The organism is Shewanella kaireitica (genome assembly GCF_023284045.1).
GTDB lineage: Bacteria > Pseudomonadota > Gammaproteobacteria > Enterobacterales > Shewanellaceae > Shewanella > Shewanella kaireitica.
This window is the reverse complement of record NZ_JAKIKQ010000001.1, coordinates 226,516-251,002: the sequence shown is the minus strand read 5'-3', so window position 1 is coordinate 251,002 and position 24,487 is coordinate 226,516. Positions and strand designations below refer to the sequence as shown.

At 44.2% G+C, this 24,487-nt stretch carries 22 protein-coding genes; 13 read left to right on the top strand and 9 right to left on the bottom strand.

All coding sequences use genetic code 11. From position 1 onward, the window contains the following. The first annotated feature begins 716 nt into the window (after window positions 1-716). Window positions 717-5,000 carry a formate dehydrogenase subunit alpha gene (gene fdhF / locus L2730_RS00990; RefSeq protein ID WP_248972879.1) on the top strand — a complete coding sequence of 1,428 codons (4,284 nt, stop codon included), beginning with the start codon at window positions 717-719 and terminating at the stop codon, window positions 4,998-5,000. Between the two features lie 89 nt (window positions 5,001-5,089). Here the strand turns inward: fdhF and chrA are convergent, their stop codons facing one another. The 3 genes from chrA to ohrR all read right to left on the bottom strand — a co-directional run bounded on the left by chrA (window position 5,090) and on the right by ohrR (window position 8,173). Continuing rightward, window positions 5,090-6,283 (bottom strand): chromate efflux transporter, encoded by a 1,194-nt coding sequence (gene chrA, locus L2730_RS00985; protein ID WP_248972878.1) that lies wholly within the window; start codon window positions 6,281-6,283, stop codon window positions 5,090-5,092. Between the two features lie 94 nt (window positions 6,284-6,377). Further along, a complete protein-coding gene (locus L2730_RS00980) occupies window positions 6,378-7,553 on the bottom strand; it encodes a glycerol-3-phosphate dehydrogenase/oxidase (RefSeq protein ID WP_248972877.1) in 1,176 nt (391 codons plus the stop codon). Window positions 7,554-7,729: 176 nt separating this feature from the next. Further along, window positions 7,730-8,173, bottom strand: a complete 444-nt coding sequence (ohrR, locus tag L2730_RS00975) for a transcriptional regulator OhrR (RefSeq protein ID WP_248972876.1) — start codon at window positions 8,171-8,173, stop codon at window positions 7,730-7,732. A 113-nt stretch (window positions 8,174-8,286) separates the two neighbouring features. On the opposite strand from ohrR, the gene ohr reads away from it, so the two are divergent. From ohr to L2730_RS00955, 4 genes are all read left to right on the top strand, one after another. After that, window positions 8,287-8,712, top strand: a complete 426-nt coding sequence (gene ohr, locus L2730_RS00970) for an organic hydroperoxide reductase Ohr (protein WP_248972875.1) — start codon at window positions 8,287-8,289, stop codon at window positions 8,710-8,712. A 251-nt stretch (window positions 8,713-8,963) separates the two neighbouring features. Beyond that, window positions 8,964-9,410, top strand: coding sequence for a hypothetical protein (locus L2730_RS00965; RefSeq protein WP_248972874.1), 447 nt, complete (start codon window positions 8,964-8,966; stop codon window positions 9,408-9,410). A gap of 365 nt (window positions 9,411-9,775) precedes the next feature. Next, window positions 9,776-11,188, top strand: coding sequence for a cytochrome C biosynthesis protein (locus L2730_RS00960; protein WP_248972873.1), 1,413 nt, complete (start codon window positions 9,776-9,778; stop codon window positions 11,186-11,188). Between the two features lie 100 nt (window positions 11,189-11,288). After that, window positions 11,289-11,486: a cytoplasmic protein gene (locus L2730_RS00955; RefSeq protein ID WP_248972872.1), complete on the top strand. Its 198-nt coding sequence runs from the start codon at window positions 11,289-11,291 to the stop codon at window positions 11,484-11,486. Here L2730_RS00955 and L2730_RS00950 read toward each other — a convergent pair. From L2730_RS00950 to L2730_RS00935, 4 genes are all read right to left on the bottom strand, one after another. Beyond that, a complete protein-coding gene (locus L2730_RS00950; protein WP_346347806.1) occupies window positions 11,483-12,550 on the bottom strand; it encodes a GGDEF domain-containing protein in 1,068 nt (355 codons plus the stop codon). The genes L2730_RS00955 and L2730_RS00950 overlap by 4 nt on opposite strands. Window positions 12,551-12,721: 171 nt before the next feature. Continuing rightward, window positions 12,722-14,284: an alkyl hydroperoxide reductase subunit F gene (ahpF, locus tag L2730_RS00945; protein ID WP_248972870.1), complete on the bottom strand. Its 1,563-nt coding sequence runs from the start codon at window positions 14,282-14,284 to the stop codon at window positions 12,722-12,724. A 423-nt stretch (window positions 14,285-14,707) separates the two neighbouring features. Further along, entirely contained in the window at window positions 14,708-15,277 is a 570-nt protein-coding gene (gene ahpC / locus L2730_RS00940; protein WP_248972869.1) for an alkyl hydroperoxide reductase subunit C, read from the bottom strand. Between the two features lie 339 nt (window positions 15,278-15,616). After that, complete coding sequence (locus tag L2730_RS00935) at window positions 15,617-16,360, bottom strand: spermidine synthase (RefSeq protein WP_248972868.1); 744 nt, start codon at window positions 16,358-16,360, stop codon at window positions 15,617-15,619. A 307-nt stretch (window positions 16,361-16,667) separates the two neighbouring features. Between L2730_RS00935 and L2730_RS00930 the strand changes: the two genes are divergently transcribed. Beyond that, complete coding sequence (locus L2730_RS00930) at window positions 16,668-17,192, top strand: DUF3332 domain-containing protein (RefSeq protein ID WP_248972867.1); 525 nt, start codon at window positions 16,668-16,670, stop codon at window positions 17,190-17,192. Window positions 17,193-17,643: 451 nt separating this feature from the next. Here L2730_RS00930 and L2730_RS00925 read toward each other — a convergent pair whose 3' ends face one another. Further along, entirely contained in the window at window positions 17,644-18,381 is a 738-nt protein-coding gene (locus L2730_RS00925) for a dienelactone hydrolase family protein (RefSeq protein WP_248972866.1), read from the bottom strand. Between the two features lie 193 nt (window positions 18,382-18,574). Further along, window positions 18,575-19,564: a 2-hydroxyacid dehydrogenase gene (locus L2730_RS00920; RefSeq protein WP_248972865.1), complete on the bottom strand. Its 990-nt coding sequence runs from the start codon at window positions 19,562-19,564 to the stop codon at window positions 18,575-18,577. Window positions 19,565-19,748: 184 nt separating this feature from the next. Between L2730_RS00920 and L2730_RS00915 the strand changes: the two genes are divergently transcribed. From L2730_RS00915 to asnC, 7 genes are all read left to right on the top strand, one after another. After that, the gene (locus L2730_RS00915; protein WP_220735815.1) at window positions 19,749-20,159 is read left to right on the top strand and encodes a hypothetical protein; all 411 of its coding nucleotides are present in this window, start codon (window positions 19,749-19,751) and stop codon (window positions 20,157-20,159) included. Beyond that, the gene (locus L2730_RS00910) at window positions 20,134-20,673 is read left to right on the top strand and encodes a class I SAM-dependent methyltransferase (RefSeq protein ID WP_248972864.1); all 540 of its coding nucleotides are present in this window, start codon (window positions 20,134-20,136) and stop codon (window positions 20,671-20,673) included. The genes L2730_RS00915 and L2730_RS00910 overlap by 26 nt, the downstream gene beginning before the upstream one ends. 28 nt (window positions 20,674-20,701) lie before the next feature. Then, complete coding sequence (locus tag L2730_RS00905) at window positions 20,702-20,992, top strand: hypothetical protein (RefSeq protein WP_220735813.1); 291 nt, start codon at window positions 20,702-20,704, stop codon at window positions 20,990-20,992. 369 nt (window positions 20,993-21,361) lie between these two features. Then, a complete protein-coding gene (locus L2730_RS00900; RefSeq protein WP_248972863.1) occupies window positions 21,362-21,988 on the top strand; it encodes a DUF1326 domain-containing protein in 627 nt (208 codons plus the stop codon). A 46-nt stretch (window positions 21,989-22,034) separates the two neighbouring features. Beyond that, complete coding sequence (locus tag L2730_RS00895; RefSeq protein WP_248972862.1) at window positions 22,035-22,730, top strand: DUF2182 domain-containing protein; 696 nt, start codon at window positions 22,035-22,037, stop codon at window positions 22,728-22,730. A gap of 209 nt (window positions 22,731-22,939) precedes the next feature. Beyond that, the gene (gene rluA / locus L2730_RS00890; protein WP_248972861.1) at window positions 22,940-23,617 is read left to right on the top strand and encodes a bifunctional tRNA pseudouridine(32) synthase/23S rRNA pseudouridine(746) synthase RluA; all 678 of its coding nucleotides are present in this window, start codon (window positions 22,940-22,942) and stop codon (window positions 23,615-23,617) included. 364 nt (window positions 23,618-23,981) lie between these two features. Further along, the gene (asnC, locus tag L2730_RS00885; RefSeq protein ID WP_248972860.1) at window positions 23,982-24,443 is read left to right on the top strand and encodes a transcriptional regulator AsnC; all 462 of its coding nucleotides are present in this window, start codon (window positions 23,982-23,984) and stop codon (window positions 24,441-24,443) included. Window positions 24,444-24,487: the final 44 nt, after the last annotated feature.

The following is a 24,487-nucleotide window of genomic DNA, read 5'->3' as shown; positions in this document are numbered from 1 at the left end:
TATTCTAACAACAGTTACAGCAGCTCCAGTTTTTGCTGGACAAATCGGTGGTTGTTTTTGGGGATTCTGCTTCTTTATTTCTTGGTAATAAATAACTAATAAGCGTTACCAAAACTGGGTAACGCTACCATGTGTAATCCATCTAGCCATTGACTCTTTGAAATTTAAAAATATGCTGGTACGGTTGAAAATAGGTTTTGCTATAATTTAAATTTCTCTCACACTTTTACATATTTCCACCCATAATTCATATTTCCTTCTATAACCAAAAATTGTCAATTAATCAATAACATAACGCCCCCCCCCTGCTCCAACGTTTGGTTAACAAGGGAAATTTCACCAAGCCGCTGAGGGTTTGATTTTTATGAAACCAAGCGCTTTTCCCTTGGCTAGAGGTGGGCTATGCGCAGCAACTCTGGCCCAGCGCAGCTTGGTGTATCGGTGCAGCTGTTAGCGGACGCATAGAAAACCCGACTTAGCGCACACTCCCCAAACCACGCCACCCAGCTAGCGCACACTTCTATTAGCCTTTGTGAATTTGCTTGCAAATTTAGCACAAACTTAAGCTGCATTTTCTGCGTAAAAAAGGTGCACAGGTATACTCAAAGTCACTCATTTCGCCGAGTCCACATTCAAAGCGCCGCAGTGACAATTGAGACTTAGTGTTTCAATACCTTGTCGCAAGCTGTGAGCCCTATAACTAAAAGGCCCTTGCGATGAAACAGATCACTATTGATGGCAAAACCCTCACTGCCAATCAACAAGACACCATACTCGATACTGCGTTAAACGCCGATATCGCGATCCCTAATTTGTGTAAAAGCCCAGCAGGCTCTTTAGTCACTAACACTAAACAACATTGCGACTTGTGCCATGTTGAACTTAAATCAGCCAACGGTGAGCTCTGTTCAGTACGCGCCTGCGAAACCAAAATTGCCGATTTAGATGCTCAGAATATTGAAGTTAGCACTCAATCTGCAGCGCTAAGCAAACAGCGTAAAGCGGCATTACACAATATACTTTCTGACCACTTTGCAGATTGTGAAGCGCCCTGCCAAACCGCCTGTCCTGCAGGTGTTGATGTGCAATCTTACTTGTACCATATTGCCCAAGGCGATCATCAAGAAGCGGTTAAAGTCATCAAACAAACGCTGCCGTTGCCGCTATCTATCGGCCGTGTTTGCCCGGCATTTTGTGAAACAGAGTGTCGACGTGGCTTAGTCGACGAGCCTGTGGCGATTCGCCAGCTAAAGCGTCACGCTGCGGATCTCGATCTTGAAGACGATAATCCATATGTGCCACCTAAAAAAGCGCCGACCAATAAGAAAGTCGCCATCATAGGCAGCGGCCCTGCGGGTATTTCAGCGGGTTATTACCTGTCTAATAATGGTCATGAGGTTACCGTGTTTGAGTCTATGCCCCAAGCTGGCGGCTGGTTACGATATGGCATCCCTGAGTACCGCTTGCCGAAAGCGATTCTCGACAAAGAGATAGCGCTGTTATGTAAAAATGGATTAGACATTCAAACCAATGTTCGCCTCGGCCGAGATATTCATTTAAACGGGCTACTAAGTGGTTATGACGCCGTTTGCTTAGCGATTGGCGCACAAAAAGCGGTGCCGATGAACTACCCCGGTATTGAACTTGATGGCTGCTACTTGGGCGTCGATTACCTTAAAGATTATTGTACCGAACAACAGTACCGCACAGGCAACAAAGTCGCCGTTATTGGTGGTGGTAACACTGCCATAGATTGTGCCCGCACCGCCAAACGCGATGGCGCAGATGTCACCTTAGTTTATCGCCGTACTCGCGATGAGATGCCTGCTGAGCCTTATGAGATCCATGAAGCGGAAGAGGAAGGGATTAAGTTTCACTTCTTAACCAATCCTATTGAGAATCACAGCGATGAAGATGGCCGCGTTAACCGGGTCACCTTCGAAGTGATGGCACTCGGCGAACCTGACAGTTCTGGTCGCCGCTCGCCAAAACCAACCGGTGAAACCTTTACCGAAGCCTTTGATACCGTGATCCCTGCAGTATCTCAAACGCCAGATATGGAGTTTCTCAACCATCCTGACAGTCAACTGGCCACCGGTGAGATTGCCCTCACTCGCTGGAATACCTTTGAAGGTTGCGAGCATACAATGTCTGCAGGGCTTGCGGCTGGACTTGATAAACTGTTTGTGATTGGCGACTCACGCACGGGCCCAGCCACTGCGGTTGCAGCCGTAGCTGATGGCAGAAAGGCCTCTGATGCAATTGAGAAACTATTGACCCAAGGCCTTACTTGCGAACTTGAAAAGCAGCCTTTTAACTCGACTAAAGCCTGCAAGACCAGTCAACTTGAAACGCTCAACGCTCAAACCATGTATCCCGATACAAACATTGAACCACGCAGTAAAATGCCGGAGCTTGCCAAACTGCAGCGGGCATTAAATTTTAGTGAAGTTGAGCTTGGTTTTGCCGCCGATGAAGCAATGAAAGAAGCAGCCCGCTGCCTTGAGTGTGCTTGCCAAGCCAATACCGATTGTAAACTGCGCGATTATGCCACTGAGTACAAAGTCAAAGCTGAAGAGCTCGATATTAGCGAAGCACAGCACTTTAGTGTCGACAATAGCGCGCCATTTATTACTTTCGACGCTAATCGCTGTATTAGCTGTGGTGCCTGTGTAGAAACCTGCAAAGGTGCGAGCGGACATCACGCAATTTGTTTTGAGAAAGATCATTATCAAGCGCTGCCCGTTATAGAAGGGGCAAGCAAGCGCAATGCGCCAAGAGTTGGCTTTAACGCGACCATGAACGACAGCGATTGTGTACAGTGCGGTAACTGCGTGCAAGTATGTCCAACAGGTGCGCTGGTTGACTCGCGAGATAAAACCCAAGGGCTAACGACCGAGCTAAAAGCGCCACTTGAAACGGTGTCGACTATTTGCACCTATTGCGGTATTGGTTGCCGAGTAGAGATGCATGTAGATAAACAGAAGAATCAAATCCGCCACATAAGCGCTGACACAGATTCACCCGTCAACGCTGGTATGCTGTGCGTGAAAGGACGTTTTGGTTTCGATTTTATCAACAGTGATAAACGACTCACCACACCGTTAATTCGCAAAGAGGGAGTGCTCACGCCTGCCAGTTGGCCAGAAGCTATCAGCTTAATTGCACAGAAGTTCACTAGCATTAAAGCCGAGCATGGTCGCAAATCAATAGCGGGACTTTCGTCGGCGAAGGCCACTAACGAAGATAACTATTTGTTCCAGAAGTTATTTCGCAGTGTGATTGGCAATAACAACGTCGACCACTGTGCAAGGTTGTGTCATGCCTCTACCGTTACCGCCCTGCGTGAAAGCTTAGGCAGTGGCGCAATGACCAATGACATTCCCAGCATTAAAGAGTCTGATCTGATTTTTATCATTGGCTCAGATACTGAAAGTGCGCACCCAATCATTGCCTCACACATAAAACTGGCACTACAAAATCATGGTGCACGCTTAATCGTTGCCGATCCGAAAAAGGTTTCTATTGCTGATAAAGCCCAGCTTTATGTTGCGCAAAGGCCTGGCACCGATGTAATGCTACTGAATGCAATTATGCAGCAGATCATCAAAAACGACTGGCACGATTTAGATTATATTCAACAGCGTGTTGAAGGTTTCAGTCAGCTTTTCGACGAGGTGATGAGTGACGATTATAGCCCTGAAAATACCGCGTTAATCTGCGGCGTAAGCGCAGCTGATATTATCAAGATGGCTCGATTAATTGGCACCGCTAACAAGACCGCCATCTATTATGCCATGGGGATCACCCAGCACACTTCAGGCCATGACAATGTCACTGCTATCTCTAACTTGCAGCTGTTGTGCGGCAATATCGGCATTAAGGGCGCAGGTATTAACCCATTACGTGGTCAAAGCAATGTTCAAGGTGCGTGTGACATGGGTGCACTGCCAAATTACTTCAGCGGTTACCAAAAACTCAATGATCCTTTGGTTCAGCAACGCTTTAGAAAGGCCTGGGGCAAAAATGAGCTTTGCTCAGACAAAGGCGTTTCAGCCACCGAAATGATGCATGGGCTTGCCCATGGCGAACTCAAAGCCTTGTATGTGATGGGTGAAAACCCGGTGCTGAGCGATCCAGATCAACAGCATGTTCTCGCTGGTTTAGCAGCGGCAGAGTTTGTGGTGGTACAAGATATCTTCTTAACTGAAACCGCAGAGCTTGCCGATGTGGTGTTACCTGCTGCAGCCTTTGCTGAGAAACAGGGTCACTTTACTAATACCGAACGCCGAGTGCAGCAACTGCTACCAGCAGTAACGCCGCCGGGCGAGGCGATGAATGACTGGCAGATAGTGCAGCAGATCGCACAAAAGATGGGTGAAGACTGGCAGTATCAATCTGAACGTCAGATCTGGCACGAAATAACCTTAGTGACACCGCAATACCGTGGTATTACTTGGAAAGTCATCGACAGTGAAACAGCCAATGGCCGACAGGGTTTGCAGTGGCCTTGCCCAGCAGAAGGCCATCCAGGCACACCAATACTGCACAGCAAGCAATTTACCCATGGCAAGGGGAACATGCGCCCAGTGCAATATCGCTTACCAGCAGAGATGCCTTGTGATGAATACCCTCTGATGTTGTCGACCGGACGCTTATTGGAGCAGTTCCACACCGGCACCTTGACTCGTAAAACGCCAGGACTTAATGAACTGGGCGCGCCACGGGTGATGATATCGGTCTTCGATGCTGAGCAGCTGCAGATAAACAACGGCGATAAGTTAAAGCTATCTACCCGTCGCGGTGAGATAGAGATCGATGCCTTTGTGACTAAACGGGCACAAGCTGGGGTGATTTTCTTGCCGTTCCACTTTGCAGAATCGGCAGCAAATAAACTGACCAACAATGTGTTAGATCCAGTGGCTAAAATCCCTGAGTTTAAGGTCTGTGCGGTGAAGGTTGAAAAAGTTACCGCTCCCATGAGCGCAGAGCTGACGTAGCGAATACAGCAATGAAAAAAGCCGCGAATTTATACCAATAAGTATAAGTCTGCGGCTTTTTTTTGCGTTATGTTTTTATAAAAAAACTATCAAATAATCGCTGAGATCATCGCTCCTGAAACGCCAAACCCTGCAACTAAAATAAAGATATTCGGTTTAAAAATCTTAAACAAACCAAAACCTAACACCACTAATGCCATATCCAGTGGTGACAGTACCGCACTACTAAAAATAGGGTTGTACAGCGCAGCTAACAAGAAGCCCACTACCGTCGCATTAACCCCAGCTATTGCCCCAGTCACTTTAGGGCGACTGCTGATGGCATGCCAGCTTTTAAGCGCAACTAACATCAGTAGAAAGCCCGGTAGGAATATGGCTAAGGTTGCCACTAACGCACCCACTAACGGTTGTGAGATCCAAATTTCGGCGCCAAGAAATGCCGCTAGGGCGAACATAGGTCCCGGCACTGCCTGCGCTAATGCATAGCCTGTTAAGAACTGATCATTATTAACCGCATCGCCAATACTCGATTGCAGCAGTGGCAATACCACGTGGCCGCCACCAAATACCATGCTACCAACTTGGTAAAACTGGCTAAACAGTTCTGTCAGGGTACCTATGCCAGCTTGTTTAGATAAGCCAATAGCCACTAACGAAGCGATAAGCAGGCCAGCAAAAATGCTTAACCAGAAGAAGTTAAGCTGCACAGGCTCTGTTGCTGGTGCTGGGCTGACATTCGCTAATGGCTCTTTATCGTCGGCTGCCGACAGATAATAACGTCCCACTATTGCGGCAATAATTAACAGTGAAAATTGCACTAACATTGAAGGCTGCAGCAAAATAACCACACAACTTAACACCATCAATAACTTGGCTGTTTTTCGCTGACAAAACTGCTTAAACATGATTAAAATCGCATCGGCAACCACCACAACGGCCAATAGTTTTAAACCATGAATCACCCCTTGAGTGATAGAATACTCCAGCCATTGACTGCTGGTCACCGCCAGTAAAAATAGCAAAATGAATGAGGGCAGTGTAAATCCTAAAAACGCGGCAATGCCGCCTAATAAGCCGCCTCGATGATAGCCAATAGCAAAGCCAACCTGACTCGAACCAGGGCCTGGCATAAACTGGCTTAGTGCCACCAAGCTGCCATAGTGTTTATCATCAAGCCATTGCAGTTCTTGAACAAATGTCTGCCTAAAATAGCCGATGTGGGCTGCAGGGCCGCCAAAGGACACTAACCCTAATGAGAAAAATCGTATAAATATTTGCAGCATGTTCAACGTCCTAAAATGCCAATAATAAATTCGCCAAAGAATATGACACAAAGATGACAGTTTAATGAAGCGCTAAACACAATGCCAAATTTTATCAGTCTAACTGTAACTGGTTAAAGTCCGCCAATACATTACGCCGACCAATATGAGACTCGACCCAGTTAAGCACTTCGACTGCCGTGGTGCGATAGGTGGTTAGCTTACCGCCATATAGCGTCAACAAATGTGGATGGGATGCTGTGGCTTGCTGCAAGGTATCACGAGGACGATCGAAGGCATTCCCCTGCTGTTTAGGCAACACTCGTACACCACAAAACGTATCAATAATTTGTGCTTTTAAGCTATCAACATCACCCATCGTTGGAAAATAGTGCTGATAAATACCGAGTAAGTAATCAATTTCATCAGTTGTCGGTGTCGGTCGCCCTGTTATTTCATCGAGCACAATTTCAGTGGTGCCTATCAGGGTTTTTCCGTTCCAGGGCATCACGAAAATGACCCGTTTATCGAAACAAGACTCCAGATATAAAATACCATCGGCAGCGTCAATATCGAGCAGTAGATGGCTACCTTGCACCCATTCAATCGGCAATGGAGCAACAGCAGGTGTCACACAATCGAGTACATCATTGACCCAAGGCCCTGCCGCATTAACCACCGCTAACGCTTCAACTTTATGCAACGCTTGTTGGTGCTGATAGTGCACTACGCAATGACTTTTCAAGTGCTCGATTTGAGTACACTTTGCGTGCTCAAGCACATGTGCACTTAAACTACGTGCATTACGAACCACCGCCTCTGTCAGCAATTTATCGTCTGTTTGCGCATCCCAATACTGGTAAAGCGCCTTAAGCCCATCGAGCTTAAGCCCTTTAATTTTTGCCCAGTGCACTGAAGGAACTGATTTAAACTGACCTAAAGCATCAAACTTACTGAGCATTGAATACATACTCAAACCAGCTCTTATCGCAACCGCACCTCTACGGCTATTTTCGTAAACAGGGATATAAAAAGGGATAGGATTAACTAACGATGGGGCAAGTTTTAGCAGGGCTCGACGCTCAGCAAGCGACTGCTTAACTAATGATAACTGGCCCGTTTCTAGGTAACGTAAACCGCCATGAATAAGTTTGCTGGAGTTAGCCGAGGTTTGGCCTGCTACCACGCCTTTTTCCAGTAATATAACACTGTAACCTGCAGCGGCTGCGCATTGGGCGATACCCGCTCCATTAATGCCGCCTCCTACGATAACCAGATCGACTGTCGACATTCCACCTCCATGCGTGAATTAGCTTGTCTTAAGTATTATCTAACTTACCCTATGCCACAGCCTTTTGTTAGTTTTTCGGAGTCGACGGCACGCTAAATAGTAACCTAGTTAAACTACTGTTCAATTCTAAGCTTTCTCTTGGCACTGTAATGCAAGGTTGGCTAAGAAAAAATCAGCTACTCAGTTAAGTTGCTATATACCTCATCACAAAGCGACTTTAACTGCATTAATTTGGCCTCTGAAATCTGGATCTGGCATTTCATCTGCTCGGGTACTTTTTCAGCCTCCAACTTTAAGACTCTGGCAGCAGCGGTGATATTCAGTACACGCACTCTTTCATCATGTTCACTTCTGCCTCTTATCACCAAGCCTTTAGTTTCTAAACGTTTTAATAACGGAGTTAACGTGCCAGAATCTAAATGCAGTTGTTCGCCCATATCTTTCACACTAATCCCATCACTTTGCCACAGCACCATCATCGCCAAATATTGTGAATAGGTAAGATCGAGTTTCTCCAACAATGGTCGGTATGCTCGCACCATTGCATTGGTCGCGCTATACAGCGAAAAACAGATTTGGTTATCTAAACAAAGTGGGTCGCGCATGCTGTCATTAGCCATCTAAAAATACTCTAACAATTTAATTGCGCACAATATACTTGCGTTAAACATAAAAATCGAGGTAAACTTGCCAGCAATTGAATTGCGCGCAATTTTAAATCTGGGAACTAATTATGAAAACTATCTACCAAACAACTGCAAATGCTACTGCTGGCCGTAACGGCATCGCTAAAACAGAAGATGGCCTACTGGAAGTAAATTTAAGCTACCCAAAGGAGATGGGCGGAGCCGGCAATGCCACTAACCCTGAGCAGCTTTTCGCAGCGGGTTACGCAGCATGTTTTTCAAATGCTATTTTACATGTCGCTCGTGAACAAAAAATAGCTATTAGTGCGGCACCGGTAAGCGCAACAATTGGTATAGGCGCTAATCAATCAGGTGGATTTTCACTTTCAGCAGCGCTAGCAATTGAGCTTGAACTTGAACAATCTGCCGCTGTTGAATTGGTTCGTATTGCTCATCAAGTATGCCCATACTCCAATGCAATACGTAACAATATTGAGGTTGAATTGACAGTAAATAAGCAAGTATTAGCATAATTCATTTGCTCAAAAAAGAGTCAAATAATTGTCATTAAATTGGTCACAGTTAAAGCTAGCCGAGTGAAATCGGGCGACCATTTAATGACACTCATATTGCAGCGTTACTTTGCAGTACTTTCGTCTTAAAAAAATACAATTTTCCATTGCAATCAACTGCACAATAGCATAAATTCCTCGCGATAAAATCAACGTATAATGCTGCCAACACAGTATTTTTAAGTCTTTTATTTTACAAAGGAATGTTAGAAATGAGGTTTATAACTGTTACGTGGCTAATTTTCATCAGTCTCACTGCAACCTCAGTGATGGCGCAGTGTAACCAAAAAGTCCATATTACTGATATTCCGTATGCTAAAAATAGCTCTTACTTCAGCAGTAAGTACGGTTCTGAGCTTGATGAACTGATTGCTCATCCTCCCAAACAATCAGGTTACTTATTACTGGAGTTTAAAGTAAATAAGATCCAGCCCAGTGAAGATGTGCGTCAGTATAATAAATGGTTGGCAAATCGTAGAGTGGATCGTATTAGAACTTACCTCAATGAGTCTGAATATTCTGCGCCTATTATCAGTAGAATTTTAACGGCTAGTACTAATACCGATCGTTCAGTTGCCATACATTGGTGCGCTTTCCCCGAACAAGAGTCAAACTTGCGAGTGGCAAAGCTTGAGACTCCAACGGTTATCACTCAATAAAGCGCAGATAACGTTTTAAAGCGCTAACTGCAACATATTATGTTGCAGCATTGATGCTGAGTGCATCATTAGATTATGTTTTTATGGCGCAATGACACTTGCAGAATTTGTGAGTTATCAACATCAGGTAAATGCTCCTTCAACGATTCATTGAATATATCTAATTGATAACAGGCTTAAATAGCAGACTCTCAACACCAAGGAAAGTTTCAAAATATTATTAAAAACAAACTGCTGTTCCCAAAAGTTATTAATTCGAGAATCTCGCCGCAGAACTGACACATTTATTTACCAATAACATTACGATTCAGTAAAATAACAATTAACCCTATTAGCTCTACGTCATTTGCCAATTCGGAGTCCCTATGACGAAATATATTTTACTCTTAGCTACCCTGTTATTTTCGAGTTTTTCACTCCCAAGCTTTGCAGCTTCCACCACAGAGCAACCTACAACTTGGCACTATACCAATGATGCTGGTGAGCTAAAGGTTAAACTCCACTTCTTCTGGTCGCAAACCTGCCCACACTGTAAAGAAGCACACCCTTTTATTAATAGTCTGCCTGAACGTTTTCCGTGGATCGAAGTGGAAGAACATTTAGTGTCAGATCCGGGTACTATGGAAATCTGGCAAGATATTGCCAGTAAAACAGGTACCGAAGCCCGCTCAGTGCCCTACTTTGCTAGCGGCGAAAAAGCGGTAGTAGGTTATAGCAGCCAAGCGGTTACTGGCGAATTCTTAGTGAGCCGATTAAAGTCTTATTACACCTCCCTTGGCGGTAAGCTGCAGCCAGAAGACGGCAATAGCTATGCCGTACAAACACCAGCTGCCGGTGCATTTTTTGAAACTTGTAGTGAAAGTGCCGATGAAGGCACCTGTGATTTAGGCCTTGAGACTACCAGCGACATCAGTACCTCTGATGTGCAGCCAGTAGAAATACCACTTGTGGGCGTGGTTCACCCAGAACAGATGTCTCTGCCATTGTTAACCGTAGTTCTTGCTGGCGTTGATGCATTTAATCCATGCGCATTCTTCGTGTTGCTATTCCTATTATCGATAATGGTTAACGCCAAAAGCCGCACTCGAATGCTCATTGTTGGTGGTATTTTTGTGTTCTTCTCAGGCTTTATCTACTTTATCTTTATGAGCGCCTGGCTGAATATTTTCCAACTACTTGGCGCTGGAAGCGATGGCGGTTTAATCATTCTCGGGGCAGGTATTCTGGCGCTCATTGCGGGGGCGGTGAACATAAAAGACTACTTCTTTACTAAAGGGGAAGTCACCCTCTCCATGTCTGCAGAAAATCGAACGGGACTCATTAAACGCATGGGCAAACTCACCAGTGCGAGTAGCATGACCGCAATGATAGCCGGTACTGTGGTGCTCTCAATACTAGCTAATGCTTATGAATTGCTTTGCACTGCTGGCTTCCCAATGATCTACACCAGTGTGTTGTCGATGCATGATTTAGAGGCCGCAGAGCGCTACATGTACTTAGTGTTCTATAACATTGTCTATGTCATTCCATTGGCCATTATTGTTATCGCCTTCAGTATCTCTTTGGGCAAACGTAAGCTCACAGAAAAAGAGGGACAAACATTAAAGTTAATGTCAGGCATCATGATGGTTGGACTTGGCGGTATGCTGGCGATGGATCCAACGGCCTTGCAAAACGTTGTACTGGCAATTGGACTTATCTTAAGCTCTATAGTACTCACCTTTATCATCACTTTGACTCGCAAATTGATAGAAAAAAGGAATAAAAAGCTAAGTTAATTTTCAAGCTAAAACGGCGATACACACTGTAACAAACAAGCACTTAAGTTACAGTGTGCAGCGCCGATAGAAGCTTGAATCCCTTAACCACGAGTCCATTATGACTATTTCACTCTCCACCCCAAATCTCGAACCTAATATGAGCCACGGTAGTGTCGGTTTGAAAGTCGCGCAGATGTCTAAAGAGCAGCAAAAAATTGAGGGTGATATTGCGCTAAAATTGATTGAAGCAGCTTTGCCTGAAACACCTCCAGCCCCAGTTGGTAATGCCGGGCATATTATTAGCACTAAAGCTTAGTCATCATTGCCTTCAAAACAGTAACGATCTCGACCGGCTGATTTAGCACGATACAACATGCGATCAGCCGCCTTTATTAGCTGGTCTTGACTCATGCCTTGCTCCCATTGTGCTAAACCTTGAGATAATGTCACTTGTTCCGATACATCTGAGCATGGGTGCAGTAGCTCAGCTTGTTGCAGTAACTCTTTGACTTTTTCAGAGACTCTAATTGCACCGTCAAGATTAGTATTGGGCAGGGCGATAACAAACTCTTCGCCGCCATAACGCGCGACTAAATCCCGCGGACGATTGACCGCAGAACTAATCACTTCCGCCACCTTGATCAAATACTCATCACCCGTTTGATGCCCTAACGTATCATTAAGTCGTTTAAAGAAATCGATATCAATCAGGATAATCGTTAGCGCATGATGATTCCTTTCGGAAACGCGTATCTCTTGACTCAAAATCTCATCAAAGTGACGGCGATTGCTAATGTTAGTAAGCCCATCGATGAGTGCTAAACGTTTAAATTGTTTAACCAGCTTCTGCTTTTCAAAATCACGAATAACAGCCTTAATAAACCAGCCAGAAATAATTTTTTGTCCAGAGATGATTATCGCCAATACACAGGCGAATTTTGTTAGTGGATATACAGGGGATTCAGGAAACTCGTGTAATCGATAAAAACAGGAGAACAATAGAAAGGGTAAAATACCGAGTAACATCACCTGTCGATTGGGAAACAAGGCAAACACGAACACCATCACGAGAATATCAGCCAGAGACTCTATGCCAGGTAGAGGCTCGCTTGATAATTGAATCAGCCCATACAGCAGATAACACCAAGCTAAAATAAGCAACATTAAAAAGAGCTGGCTTTGCTTGGGGGTTACGCTATCGATATGCCTTAATTTAATTGCAGCAAAGCCTATGAGAACTAACAAGGTCACTGGCGCTAGCTCAGGTAGAATATCTTTGAGATCATAGATATCATGGGCAAAATAATAGGTATTAAGTATCACTACCAACACCAAAAACAGCGTCATATACATCGCCCAAAAGATCCCTGTCTGAAGGATTTTTTGAGTTTCAATTTTGAGCTGATGTTTATATTGGTTGCTGTTCAGACTAACGCCCTAGTATTGATAACGATTTCACTCCTTCAATGTTAGTTGAGTTTTCCAATAAAAAAAGCCAGTAAACACTGGCTCTTACGAGATAAATAAGTCGAGCAAACAAAATACTAAGCGTTATGCTGCAACCGCTTCATCAACATTGTGGCGAATAAGGTAGTCAAACGCCCCCAGTGAAGCGGTAGCGCCACTGCCCATTGCAATGATAATTTGCTTATAAGCTGAGTTGGTCACATCACCTGCGGCAAATACGCCTGGCAGTGATGTTTCACCTTTAACATCGACAATTATCTCGCCTCTAGCCGTCATATCAATTGTCTCTTTCAACCATTCAGAGTTCGGCACCAAACCTATCTGTACAAAAATGCCAGCCAGTTCAACGTGGTGTGACTCGCCTGTAGCTCTATTGGTGTAGTTAAGGCCGTTAACTCGTTTGCCGTCACCGGTTACTTCAGTGGTCATTGCCTGAGTGATGATTTCAATGTTGCCCATTGATTTGGCTTTACGCTGCAAAACGTCATCTGCGCGCAAGGAATTATCAAATTCCAGTACAGTGACATGCTCAACGATATTGGCTAAGTCAATTGCAGCCTCAATACCTGAGTTGCCACCACCGATGACCGCCACACGTTTACCTTTGAACAGTGGGCCGTCACAATGTGGGCAGTATGCTACGCCGCTACCACGGTATTCTTGTTCTCCAGGGACGTTCATTTCACGCCAGCGTGCACCAGTTGCTAACAATATGGTTTTACTACGCAGCACCGCGCCGCTTTCCAGCGTGAGTTCAAACAGTTCACCTGACTTTAAGCTCAATGCGCGCTGACTATCCATAATATCTACATCATATTCGTGAACATGTGCTTCAAGATTTGCCACCAACTTAGGGCCTTCAGTCGCTTTAACAGAGATAAAGTTTTCAATGCCTACGGTTTCAGCCACTTGCCCACCAAATTTATCGGCAACAATCCCTGTGCGTAGACCTTTACGAGCAGCGTAGATAGCTGCTGACGCACCAGCAGGTCCGCCACCGACGACTAAGACTTCGAATGGTTCTTTCTCATTAAGTTGCTCAGCTTTCCGACCGGCTGCATTAACGTCTAGTTTGTTAAGGATCTCTACAGTACTAATTGCCCCCATAGAGAACTGCTCACCGTTAAGAAATACCGAAGGAACCGCCATCACATTTCGCTCATTGACTTCATCTTGGAACAAAGAGCCATCAATCATCACGTTAGTAATATTAGGGTTAATTGCCGCCATCATATTGAGCGCTTGCACAACTTCAGGACAGGTTTGGCAGCTTAGCGATACATAGGTTTCAAACTGATATTCACCAGGAAGATCGCGGATCTGCTCAATCACATCCGCATCGAGCTTGATTGGATGTCCGCCGCTGTGCAGTAAAGCCAATACCAAAGAGGTAAATTCATGGCCCATAGGTAAACCTGCGAAGGTAATTTGACTGCCAAGCTGTGGGTTTATCACCGCCATTGAGGGCGTGCGTTTACCCACTTTTTCTGTGACAGAGATAAGTGGCGATAAGCTGTCAATATCGCTGGCAAGTGATTTAAGTTCTTGGGCTTTTTTACTGTCATCGGCAGATACAACAAGCTCAACTGGCTGTTTGAGGTTCTGCAGGTAAGTATTCAGTTGATTTTTTACGTTTGCATCTAACATGATGACTCCTAATAAGGTAAAGCAATGCTGGTTGGTCAACTTACAGACAGCCGTGGTCGTAAGCCTGCGCTTATACCCGTTTTACTTGAAGATGCTCGCTTCAGAGGCATTGTGCCCGTTCAATTCTAGGCGCACTAATGTGGAAATGGTTATTCCCTTTTAAGTTAGTGCAACAACGAAGTGGACTGGCACAATGCCACTGAACCCTGCATCTTCAGGTAGCACGGGTATAAATATAAGAAATAAAATAAAACTGAATCGAAAATAAAAAGGTGCAGCGACTAACGGTTAGTAATTAAGGGTTGTTCAGCTTAAACTGCAGGGGGCGCTAAGCTGAACAATGGAGATTTAATTCGAAGATGAATATCAATGTGATAACAAGAGATGGGGCTCGCTAGCACACTGATTTCATTTATCTATCGCTTAAATCTTACCTACTAGGTCAATTGATGGTGCTAGTGTTTCTTCACCTGGCTGCCATGCTGCTGGACATACTTCACCATCGTGAGTAGCAACATACTGAGCAGCTTGAATCTTACGAACCAATTCAGATGCACTGCGACCAATACCTAGGTCATGTACTTCAGCCACTTTGATTTCACCTTCTGGGTTAATAACGAAAGTACCGCGAAGTGCTAGACCGTCTTCTTCAATCATCACACCGAAATTACGAGTGATTGCGCCAGTTGGGTCACCAATCATTGGGTACTGAATTTTGTTAATAGTATCAGAGCTTGCATGCCATGCTTTGTGCGTAAAGTGAGTATCAGTTGATACTGAGTAAACTTCAACGCCCATAGATTGTAGCTTCTCGTAATGGTCAGCCATATCGCCTAGTTCAGTAGGACAAACAAAGGTGAAGTCAGCTGGGTAGAAGAAGACTACTGACCACTTGCCTAATAGGTCTTGCTCAGTCACGGGGTGGAAATCACCTTTATGAAAAGCAGTTGCTGAAAAAGGCTTGATCGTTGAGTTGATAATTGATTGAGTCATGTGAAGCTCCGTTTTAAATATTAAAAATTAAAAAATAAGATGATGAGTCTTTATAATTCAACAAACTAGGGTGAGTGATGATGAGTCTCTTTAAGCCAGTTCGTTTCCGATGTGAGAATAATAGAGCAGCACGAGAAATTAATATAACGGATAAAAGCTATTATCTTAATCTGTTTTTCCGAATGGAGAGTAAAATGAAAAGCGGTACCACCGACAGCGCTAATATTGCTGTGAGTGGTCTTGTATAAATTGAGTTAGAAATTAGCGAATAACATCCACTTCTGCGGTGGAAACTTTGTTGTTCTAATTTACTTGTTCTAAATAGCAAAGAGGCTTCACCTACTCCCAAATATCAAATCGATTGAGAGAACGCCCCAACTGAAAATCAAGCTTTTGTGACAAGACTTGTGCTTGTTGCTTAAGTCCACTAGCACTGATATCTCGCTTAGCTTTACCCGCAATCACCACCCAGTTAGCGCTGCCAGTGAGGCAAGCTCGCACTTCAACAAAGTATTGTTCCAGATAGGCTAATAGTTCTCGATTTTTGCTGTGCTCTTTCCAGCAGTTAAGTACCAAGTAACCATCGGCTTTTATTAGCGCTGCACACTGGGCGATAAATGCTTCTGATACCTGCGCGGCATCGACACCTTCGGCGCTATAGATATCGGTAAAAATGATATCAACCCGCTTATGCTCACCCGTAGCCAAAAACTGAGTCGCATCTTGGTTAATCAGCTTAAGTTTCTTGCTAAGGGGTAACTGGAAATAGCGTTTGGCAATTTCAATCACATCAGCTCTCAGCTCGACCGCGGTCAACTTAATACCTGCGTCGAAATGACGCAGAGCATGGATAAGCCCGCCTCCGCCTAACCCAAGTACTATGGCACTTTTTGGTTGGCTATAGAGCAATACCAGTAACATCGCTTGTACATAGGTGTGCTGCGGGATATGCGGCGCCGCTTTAAGTAGCTTGCTTTGCTCATCATGCTCAGCGAAAGCTAAAATCCTGCTCTCTTTATCGTCTAATACGATGAGTGGTCCGTATTGATCTTCAGTTTGATGTAATACTTGGTGTTCTGACATGTGCTCTCCAGTAATAGCGGTAGCTATTATGCGTTAAATTGAATAACAATTGAATGGGATGAAAACAGTCAAAGTTGCCCTTATAAAGCCAATTCCTCACCTACTAGCACGTAACACTATCCTTACTAATAAAGTCATTGCTCAGCTACTAATCCCAAAGTACCCAGAATCATTATCATAGCAGCACAAATAGATAACTTACCCAGCAAAATATCAACCTAATAATGAGAAGCCGATCGCAATTCATTTTGCGCTAATACTTACAATCAGCTTCCTGCTTAAATGATCTAAAAACTAGAATCTACCTATGAAAAAGAAAATATCTACGCTAGTACTAACAGGATTACTGACAAGTCAATTGACGGGCTGTATGGGGCAAATGGGGCTGAGTGCGATGGTCACCAAAGGTAACTTAAGTGCCGTCGATAATCGCTACGGCCGTGCTGGTTTATTTGTTTTAATGAGCCCAGTCTATGGGCTCGCAGCAACAGCAGACCTGTTTATTGTTAATAGCATTGAATTCTGGACAGGAACAAACCCAGTAACAGGCCGCTCTCCTGCTGTTGTCGATATGCCAGTAGAGGCAATATTCAAAGTCAATCAACACTTAAACGATGATCTAACGAAAGCACCGCTTCCTGAGGTTAAACTGACCCAGGCGACCATTGAAGCAAAAGATGAGAATACATTGCTGATGGTGCTCACCTATGAAGATGGCAGCCAGCAATTGATGTCAGGCCTCAAGCAAGATAAGCATGTGGATTTTTACTTAGATGATACTTTTATCGCACGAGTAGATTTAGATGAACTGGTAAAATATCAGCAAAGCTAATGATACCAATTGCATTAAAAGTTTGACCATTCAGCGGGAATTCAAAACGTTGTAGGCAAGTAGTGGGATTTGAGTTAATAGTTATTCTCGGCTCTGGCATCCTGCTTCGCTCTCGATAATTGCTCCTGCATTATTCTACCTTCGACCATCCTTGGTCTCGTACCTCCTAAATCTGACCGCCAAGGAGGGCCGGAATGTCTTATTTTTTATGGAACAAAATAGACCATTTAGTCGTATATCCAAATCCCATAGCGAAGCATACAGCGTTTTGCCAATTTGTTTAACCTCAGCCGCACTACGTGAGCCCTTCAGTCTTTCCACTTCTGCTTTGCATTGAAAAGGCTGAGGGCTCTGAAATGGTCAAATACTTAATGCAATTGGTATGAATCCTTGCTAAAAATAAAAAAGGGCGACAAATATCGCCCTTTTTTATCGCTACCCTTTCTGCAAACTATTTCAAAGTACGCTGAAAAAATGCTACCGCTTGTAGATAAATCTGCAATGCAATTGCCGCATCATAACGGTCACCTTCATCACGCATAAAGGCATGCTGGGCATTCACCTCATGCCAACTAAAGTTGCGCTCAGTCGCCTCTAGTTTGGCATAGATAAGTTTACGGCCTTCACTAGAAACATGCGGATCTTGCTTGCCAAACACCATAACCAACTCGCCAGATATATCGCCAGTACGAGGCAGTGAATCATTATCTTTTTCACAAGGTAGCGTATTGGAATGGATATCAGTTGGGTATAAGCAGAATGCACCAAGAATGTCAGGGTTTAACGCAGCTCGATATGCCAGATGCCCGCCAATACACACTCCCATACTGCCAACCTGACTCGTACAAAAGCTCAAGCTACGAGCGAAATCAACCAAAGCTTCTGTATCACTATCATGATGTTCTAACGGCTTAGTGAACTTATCAGCATTGCCTTTATCTTTGCCGTCATCGTCATAAGCTAACACAGTACCAATCGGGTTAAGCTCGTGAAATACTTCCGGCACTAATACCACAAAACCATGTCCTGCAAGTAATGCAGCGGTGCGGGCAATCGGTGCGGTTTGCTGAAATATTTCTGAATAAAAGATGATGGTTGCAAACTGACCTTCGCTATCTGGGCGATAAAGATAGGTACGCATCGTACCGGTGGCAGTTGAAATATCATGGGTTTCTTGGGTGATGACCATCGGCTTTCTTTCCTTAGAGTCAGTCGTAGACGCTGATTAGTTAAACCTAGCAAGATATTACATCAAGTAAATAGCATGTTTCAGATAAATATCAGGCTCTAGCCTAAAGCAGTCAGCGATTTTTAGCCACAAAAAAGCAGATACCGCGTTACCCGCTGCACCTGCTTCTTTCACTACTAATGGAGATTACATGCTAGTAAAGTTCGTTAGGACACTTTTCTCCAGCCAGTAGTTGCTGCACATTAGTCAAAGTCGTCGCCGCTATTGCTCCAAGCGCCTCTTCTGTTAAGAAAGCTTGGTGGCCAGTGAAGATAACGTTATGACAGGCTGATAAACGTCTAAACACATCGTCTTGAATGATTTCACTCGATTTATCTTCAAAAAACAGCTCTTTTTCATTCTCATATACGTCAAGCCCTAAAGAGCCTAATTGCCCAGTTTTAAGGGCTTCCATCGCATCAAGGGCATTCAACAGACCACCACGGCTAGTGTTAATCACCATCACGCCAGGCTTCATCTTAGTAAAACTCTTTTCACTCAATAGGTGATGGTTATCCGCGGTCAATGGGCAATGCAGGCTGATCACGTCACAAACAGGGTACATATCTTCAAGAGAGACATACTCAACACCTAAATCGATTACCGCTTGGCTTGGGTAAGGGTCATGCGCAATCACCTTACAACCAAACCCTTGCAACACTTTAATGGTGGCTAAACCAATTTTACCCGTACCAATTACGCCCACTGTGCGGCCGTGCATATTAAAGCCCACTAACCCTTCAAGTGAGAAGTTAGCATCTCGGGTACGTTGATAGGCTTTATGAATTTTACGATTCAACGTCAGCATTAACGCAACGGTATGCTCAGCGACAGACTCTGGCGAATAGGCTGGAACGTTAACCACTTTCATCCCCAAGCGTTCTGCTGCTTCTAGGCCGACGTTATTAAAGCCTGCACAGCGCATTGCTATAATCTTAGTGCCGCCTTTAGCAAGCTCCACTAACACCTCTTCACAAAGAGAGTCATTCACAAATGCGCAGATGACTTCAAAGCCCGCTGCAAGTTTCACCGTTTGCATACATAGACGGTAATCAAAGTATTCAATATCAGCACCGAATGCGCTATTGGTGCGGTCAAAATGCTGCATATCGTAATGCTTAGCGCTAAAAAAACCGATTTTCATTGCAGAACCTTATCCAAAATAAGTAGATAATATGGGAAGTAAGTTTATGTGATATTCATAAGTTTGTCTTGCACACTGTAATTGCGTTCTCAAGATAGATAAGCAAGCTGTGATCAATCTCCGCTTACCTTTGCCACAATTACTGATAAGCTTTACTCAAATTGATAGGATGATTCATTTTACTATGGCTAGAAAAGAGCTCAGCGAAAAGCAATTTTGGATCCAACGCTTCTCAAAAACCAGTTTGCGTGCTTTGCATATATTAGGTATTACTGGTGCTGGCGGCGGCATTTTAATGCATGTCCCTAAAGATCAATGGCAGATCTATTGGATTATGGCTATGAGCACAGGCGCAGCAATGATGCTCTGGGAAGTGGTCAGAGATTGGCGCTGGTTGATTCAACTAAAAGGCGTGTTAACTCTCGTGAAGTTAGGCCTACTTGCGCTATTTATTCCTTTAGCAAACTATAAACCTGAACTGCTGATTACGATTGTGTTACTGTCGGTGATAGTCTCTCATGGGCCAGCAGGCCTAAGACACTTTTCAATCGTACATGGACGCAGAATAGATGGCAGAAAAGAAGTTAAAGGCTAAAGCCGCGGCGCTGATCAGTGGCTTCCCCGCGTTACAAACCTTGCTACCTCCAAACAGTACTGTATTAGATCTAGCCTGTGGTACAGGACGGAATGGCAACTGGTTCTTAGAACATAGTTGCCATGTTACGTTTCTTGATCGGGACTTAAGCCAGCTTGAGCCTAACCAAACTGACGACAGAGTAAAACTGCTTGAATGGGATCTCGAAACAGAGAACCCACCGACACTGCCGTCTAACTCCTATGATGCAGTTATAGTATTCAACTACTTACATAGGCCACTATTTCCACAAATAATCGATGCTATTAAACCTGGCGGACTGATTATTTATGAGACCTTTACTCGCCAACAAGCGACCATTGGTCGGCCGCGCAACCCAAACTTCCTATTAAAAGAGACTGAGTTAAAAGCTTTATTTGCTAACTGGCGCTGCCTACATTACTCTGAAGGTCTGCTAGGCGAATTAACTAGCGCAAGCTACAAAGCACAAATCATTGCTCAAAAACCATTGTGAAAACGGCTAAAGGATTAATAGCATAATTATGTTTCCGTACCCTGAACAATACCGCGTTGCAGCTCCGCCAATCATCACTGGTGGTATGGTTGTATGGGCGCTCATCAGCCGCTTAGTATTTGGCGATGCCAGTAGCTTTAGCCTTTACCCGCTATTGGCACTGTTCCCACTTGTTGTGTTACTGCATTTAGTGCTTATTTGGGATGCAAGAAATATGGGCCGGCTTGATCAATCCTTCTATGCGCTAATACATTGCTGTTTGGCATTTGTGGTGTGGACATTTTGTATCATGCACGTCAACGGCAGTGGCTTCTCTTAAAAAATATCCAGTCAATAACCATGACTGACACCTGTTTGACCTGAAGATGCTGGGCTCAGTGGGAGTTTAATGGTTATTGCGGTAACTCAATCTTGCTCAGCAATCCCATATCCAACGAGTAGATTTTCGAATATCGCTTCAAACTTTTTGCTAAATCACCTTTTAACTGGTCTCTGTTAATTAATAGATATATTTATTCTATAGGCAGCTCCTGTTAGTTGCCCATTGTAGATGATTGAATATATTGAAAGTTGATCGACTCAATTTTACAACACTCCCAAACGCCCTAATTATGCTTCAAATGCCCACAGCGTATGACTTTTACTGAACTATACTCTAGCGAATATTAACCATTCGAGGTGAAGTAGTATGTCGGATATTAAAGATTGGGCATTATCGATGCACCAAATAGAAAACTGCAGTTGTAGCCATGGTTGTGGCTGCCAATTTGGCGGTTTTCCTGACAGTGAGAATGGTGGTTGTGAAGCGGTATTAGGTTTTTTAATCATCAAAGGTCATTACGGTGACTTAGATTTATCGGGTTTAAAAATGGTATTTGCCGCCATGTGGCCACAAGCAATGCATGAAGGTAATGGTAAAGGTGTGCTGTTTATCGATTCAGCGGCTAACGGCGATCAAATTGCGGCATTGGCGACCATTATGTCGGGACAAGCTAACGGCATGCCACTAGAAGCTTTAGCAACGACATTTAGCGCCTTTGAAGGACCTATCATTCGCGATATCAACATGGATGCGTCAGATACTCACTCATGGTTCTCGATTGAAGGAATAACCGAGGCTCAGCAGCGGCCACTGAAAAATCCAATATCAGGTGAAGATCAAAATGTGCATATAACCTTCCCTGATGGCGGCTTTATGTGGAATGACGGCATCATTGGTACCACCGATAAGATGTCGATGAATTATGGCGCCGTAGCCTTCGAACATGTCGGCAGATTTGCAGCGAAAGCCGTTGTTAACTGGAGCAACGCTTAACTTGTTAACCCAGTGGTTATCTCCCTGCGGCCTCAGGCGTAGCTTAGTGGCACTCACATTACTACTAGCCACGGCACTGAGCTGGTATTATATGGTGTTTGCCATGAGCATGAATATGGACCCGGTGCAGCAGTGGCAACTATACGATATTGTGATGCTTTTTGTGATGTGGGCTATCATGATGGCAGGTATGATGTTGCCCTCTGCAGCGCCCGTTATTCTATTAGTTGAAAAGCTCAATCAACAACGTAAACAACGCCACAGCAGCTATGCACCTAGCCTGTACTTTATGCTGGGTTATCTGCTCGCTTGGAGCTTTTACAGTGCGATAATCACCTTAGTACAATATGCACTGCATCATTTGTCACTGCTCAACAGCATGATGGTCAGTGCGAACTCAACCTTTACTGCAATATTATTGTTGATAGCTGGGCTGTATCAATTCACGCCATTGAAACAAGCCTGTTTAAGTCAATGTCGATCGCCAATTAGCTTTATTAGCAGCCAATGGCGAGAGGGAATTGATGGCGCTATTTGGATGGGCTTCAAACATGGTCAAACCTGCTTAGGTTGTTGCTGGTTTTTAATGGCACTGCTGTTTGCTACTGGAGTGATGAATCTTAAATGGATACTTCTACTCACTTTACTGGTCATGCTAGAAAAACTGCTGCCGTTTGGCGAAATTTCAAGCAGAATTATAGGCGTGATACTGATTGCAAGTGGCTTATATTGCATGCTATGACGTTAATCTATATTAACGACTAATCCGATATTAGTTAACTATCCACATGATCCTAAGGCTAATCAGTGAAGAGTACAGCTTAACGCCACGAAACCGCTTCTACGCCTCCTCAAGAAATATTCAGATAGTTGCTTCAATACTGACAATCTGCTTGCATCAATAACCAGCAAAGAGGTATCTTTGCCGCGCATTTTTAATAAGGTTCTATCATGACTGATTTTGTATACTCTCCGCCCACTAAACCTTGGCTAGATATTTTGCATCAAGACCAAGACATCATGGTGCTCAATAAACCATCAGGTTTGTTGTCTGTGCCTGGGCGAGCGCCAGCGCATAATGATAGTACTTATAGCCGTGTATTAGCCGAGTACCCTGATGCAAAAATCGTGCATCGACTCGATATGGCGACCTCTGGTGTCATCGTAGTTGCGCTGCTACGCAGCGCCGAATCGGAGCTAAAAAGACAGTTTCGAGACCGAGAGACAGCTAAGACCTATTACGCCCGTGTTGCTGGCCATGTCAAAGCAGAAAGTGGCACCGTTAACCTGCCACTAATCTGTGACTGGCCAAACCGACCAAAGCAAAAGGTCGATCATCAAATAGGTAAAGCCTCACAAACTCACTATGATGTGGTTAGCCGTGCAAAGCGCTCAACCTTAGTCAAGCTGACGCCAATCACCGGCCGTTCTCACCAATTACGCGTACATATGATGGCATTAGGGCACCCAATTTTGGGTGATAATTTTTATGCCGATCCATTAGCCAAACGTTTAGCTCCGCGACTACTGCTGCACGCTCAATCACTAACCATTACGCACCCGTTTACTAAAGAACCAATGACCTTTAGTTGTGAGGCACCCTTTATGAATGCCGAAGGGGAGCAGTAATTGCCCCTAAAGCGATAATTGCTAGGGGCTGTTGATCTTTCATGGGTGTTTTTGCCGCAGTTTATTGGCTATTTTGACAAGGCGGAGGCTATGCCGTTTAGTTATTCTCCACAAATAGTCTGCAACACAGTAAAAATAGTCAAGCAACGCTGCCCTTTGGGTTCGATTCAATGCTTCTATTCTTTTATGACTAGAATGTGTGATGAGCTTTTCACTTAGCCAGCTAAGCCTTATCGCTCAACCTTTGTACTAGAAGCATTGAATTCGAACAAAAACCAAGCTCGAATGTTCAACAGCCCCTAGATTATCGGTACAAAAATACGTAGATTACCAAGCACTACCTTAGCTAATCTGCGTATTTATTATGGAAACTTCATTTCAAAGAGATTCACTCGATAATCAAATTCTTTCAGCACTCATGGAGGAAGCACGTACACCTTTCGCTGAACTGGCGAAACGTTTTGGTGTTAGCGCAGGAACTATTCACGTCCGTGTCGAGAAAATGAAGCAAGCGGGGATTATCACTGGTGCTCAAATAACCGTAAACCCAAAAGCACTTGGCTATGATGTGTGCTGTTTTATCGGCATTAACCTAAAAAGTGCAGGTGATTACCCTGCTGCACTGTCTAAACTCAATGCGCTTGAAGAGGTTGTAGAAGCTTACTACACCACTGGTAATTACAGCGTATTTGTCAAAGTGATGTGCCAATCAATTGATGGTCTGCAACATGTACTGATTAACCGCATTCAGTCAATTGATGAGATCCAATCTACCGAAACCCTTATCAGTCTGCAAAATCCAATTGTAAGAGCGGTTAAGCCTTAATCACACAATAGAATAAACCATCCTTGCTGACGCATAAGCGCTTA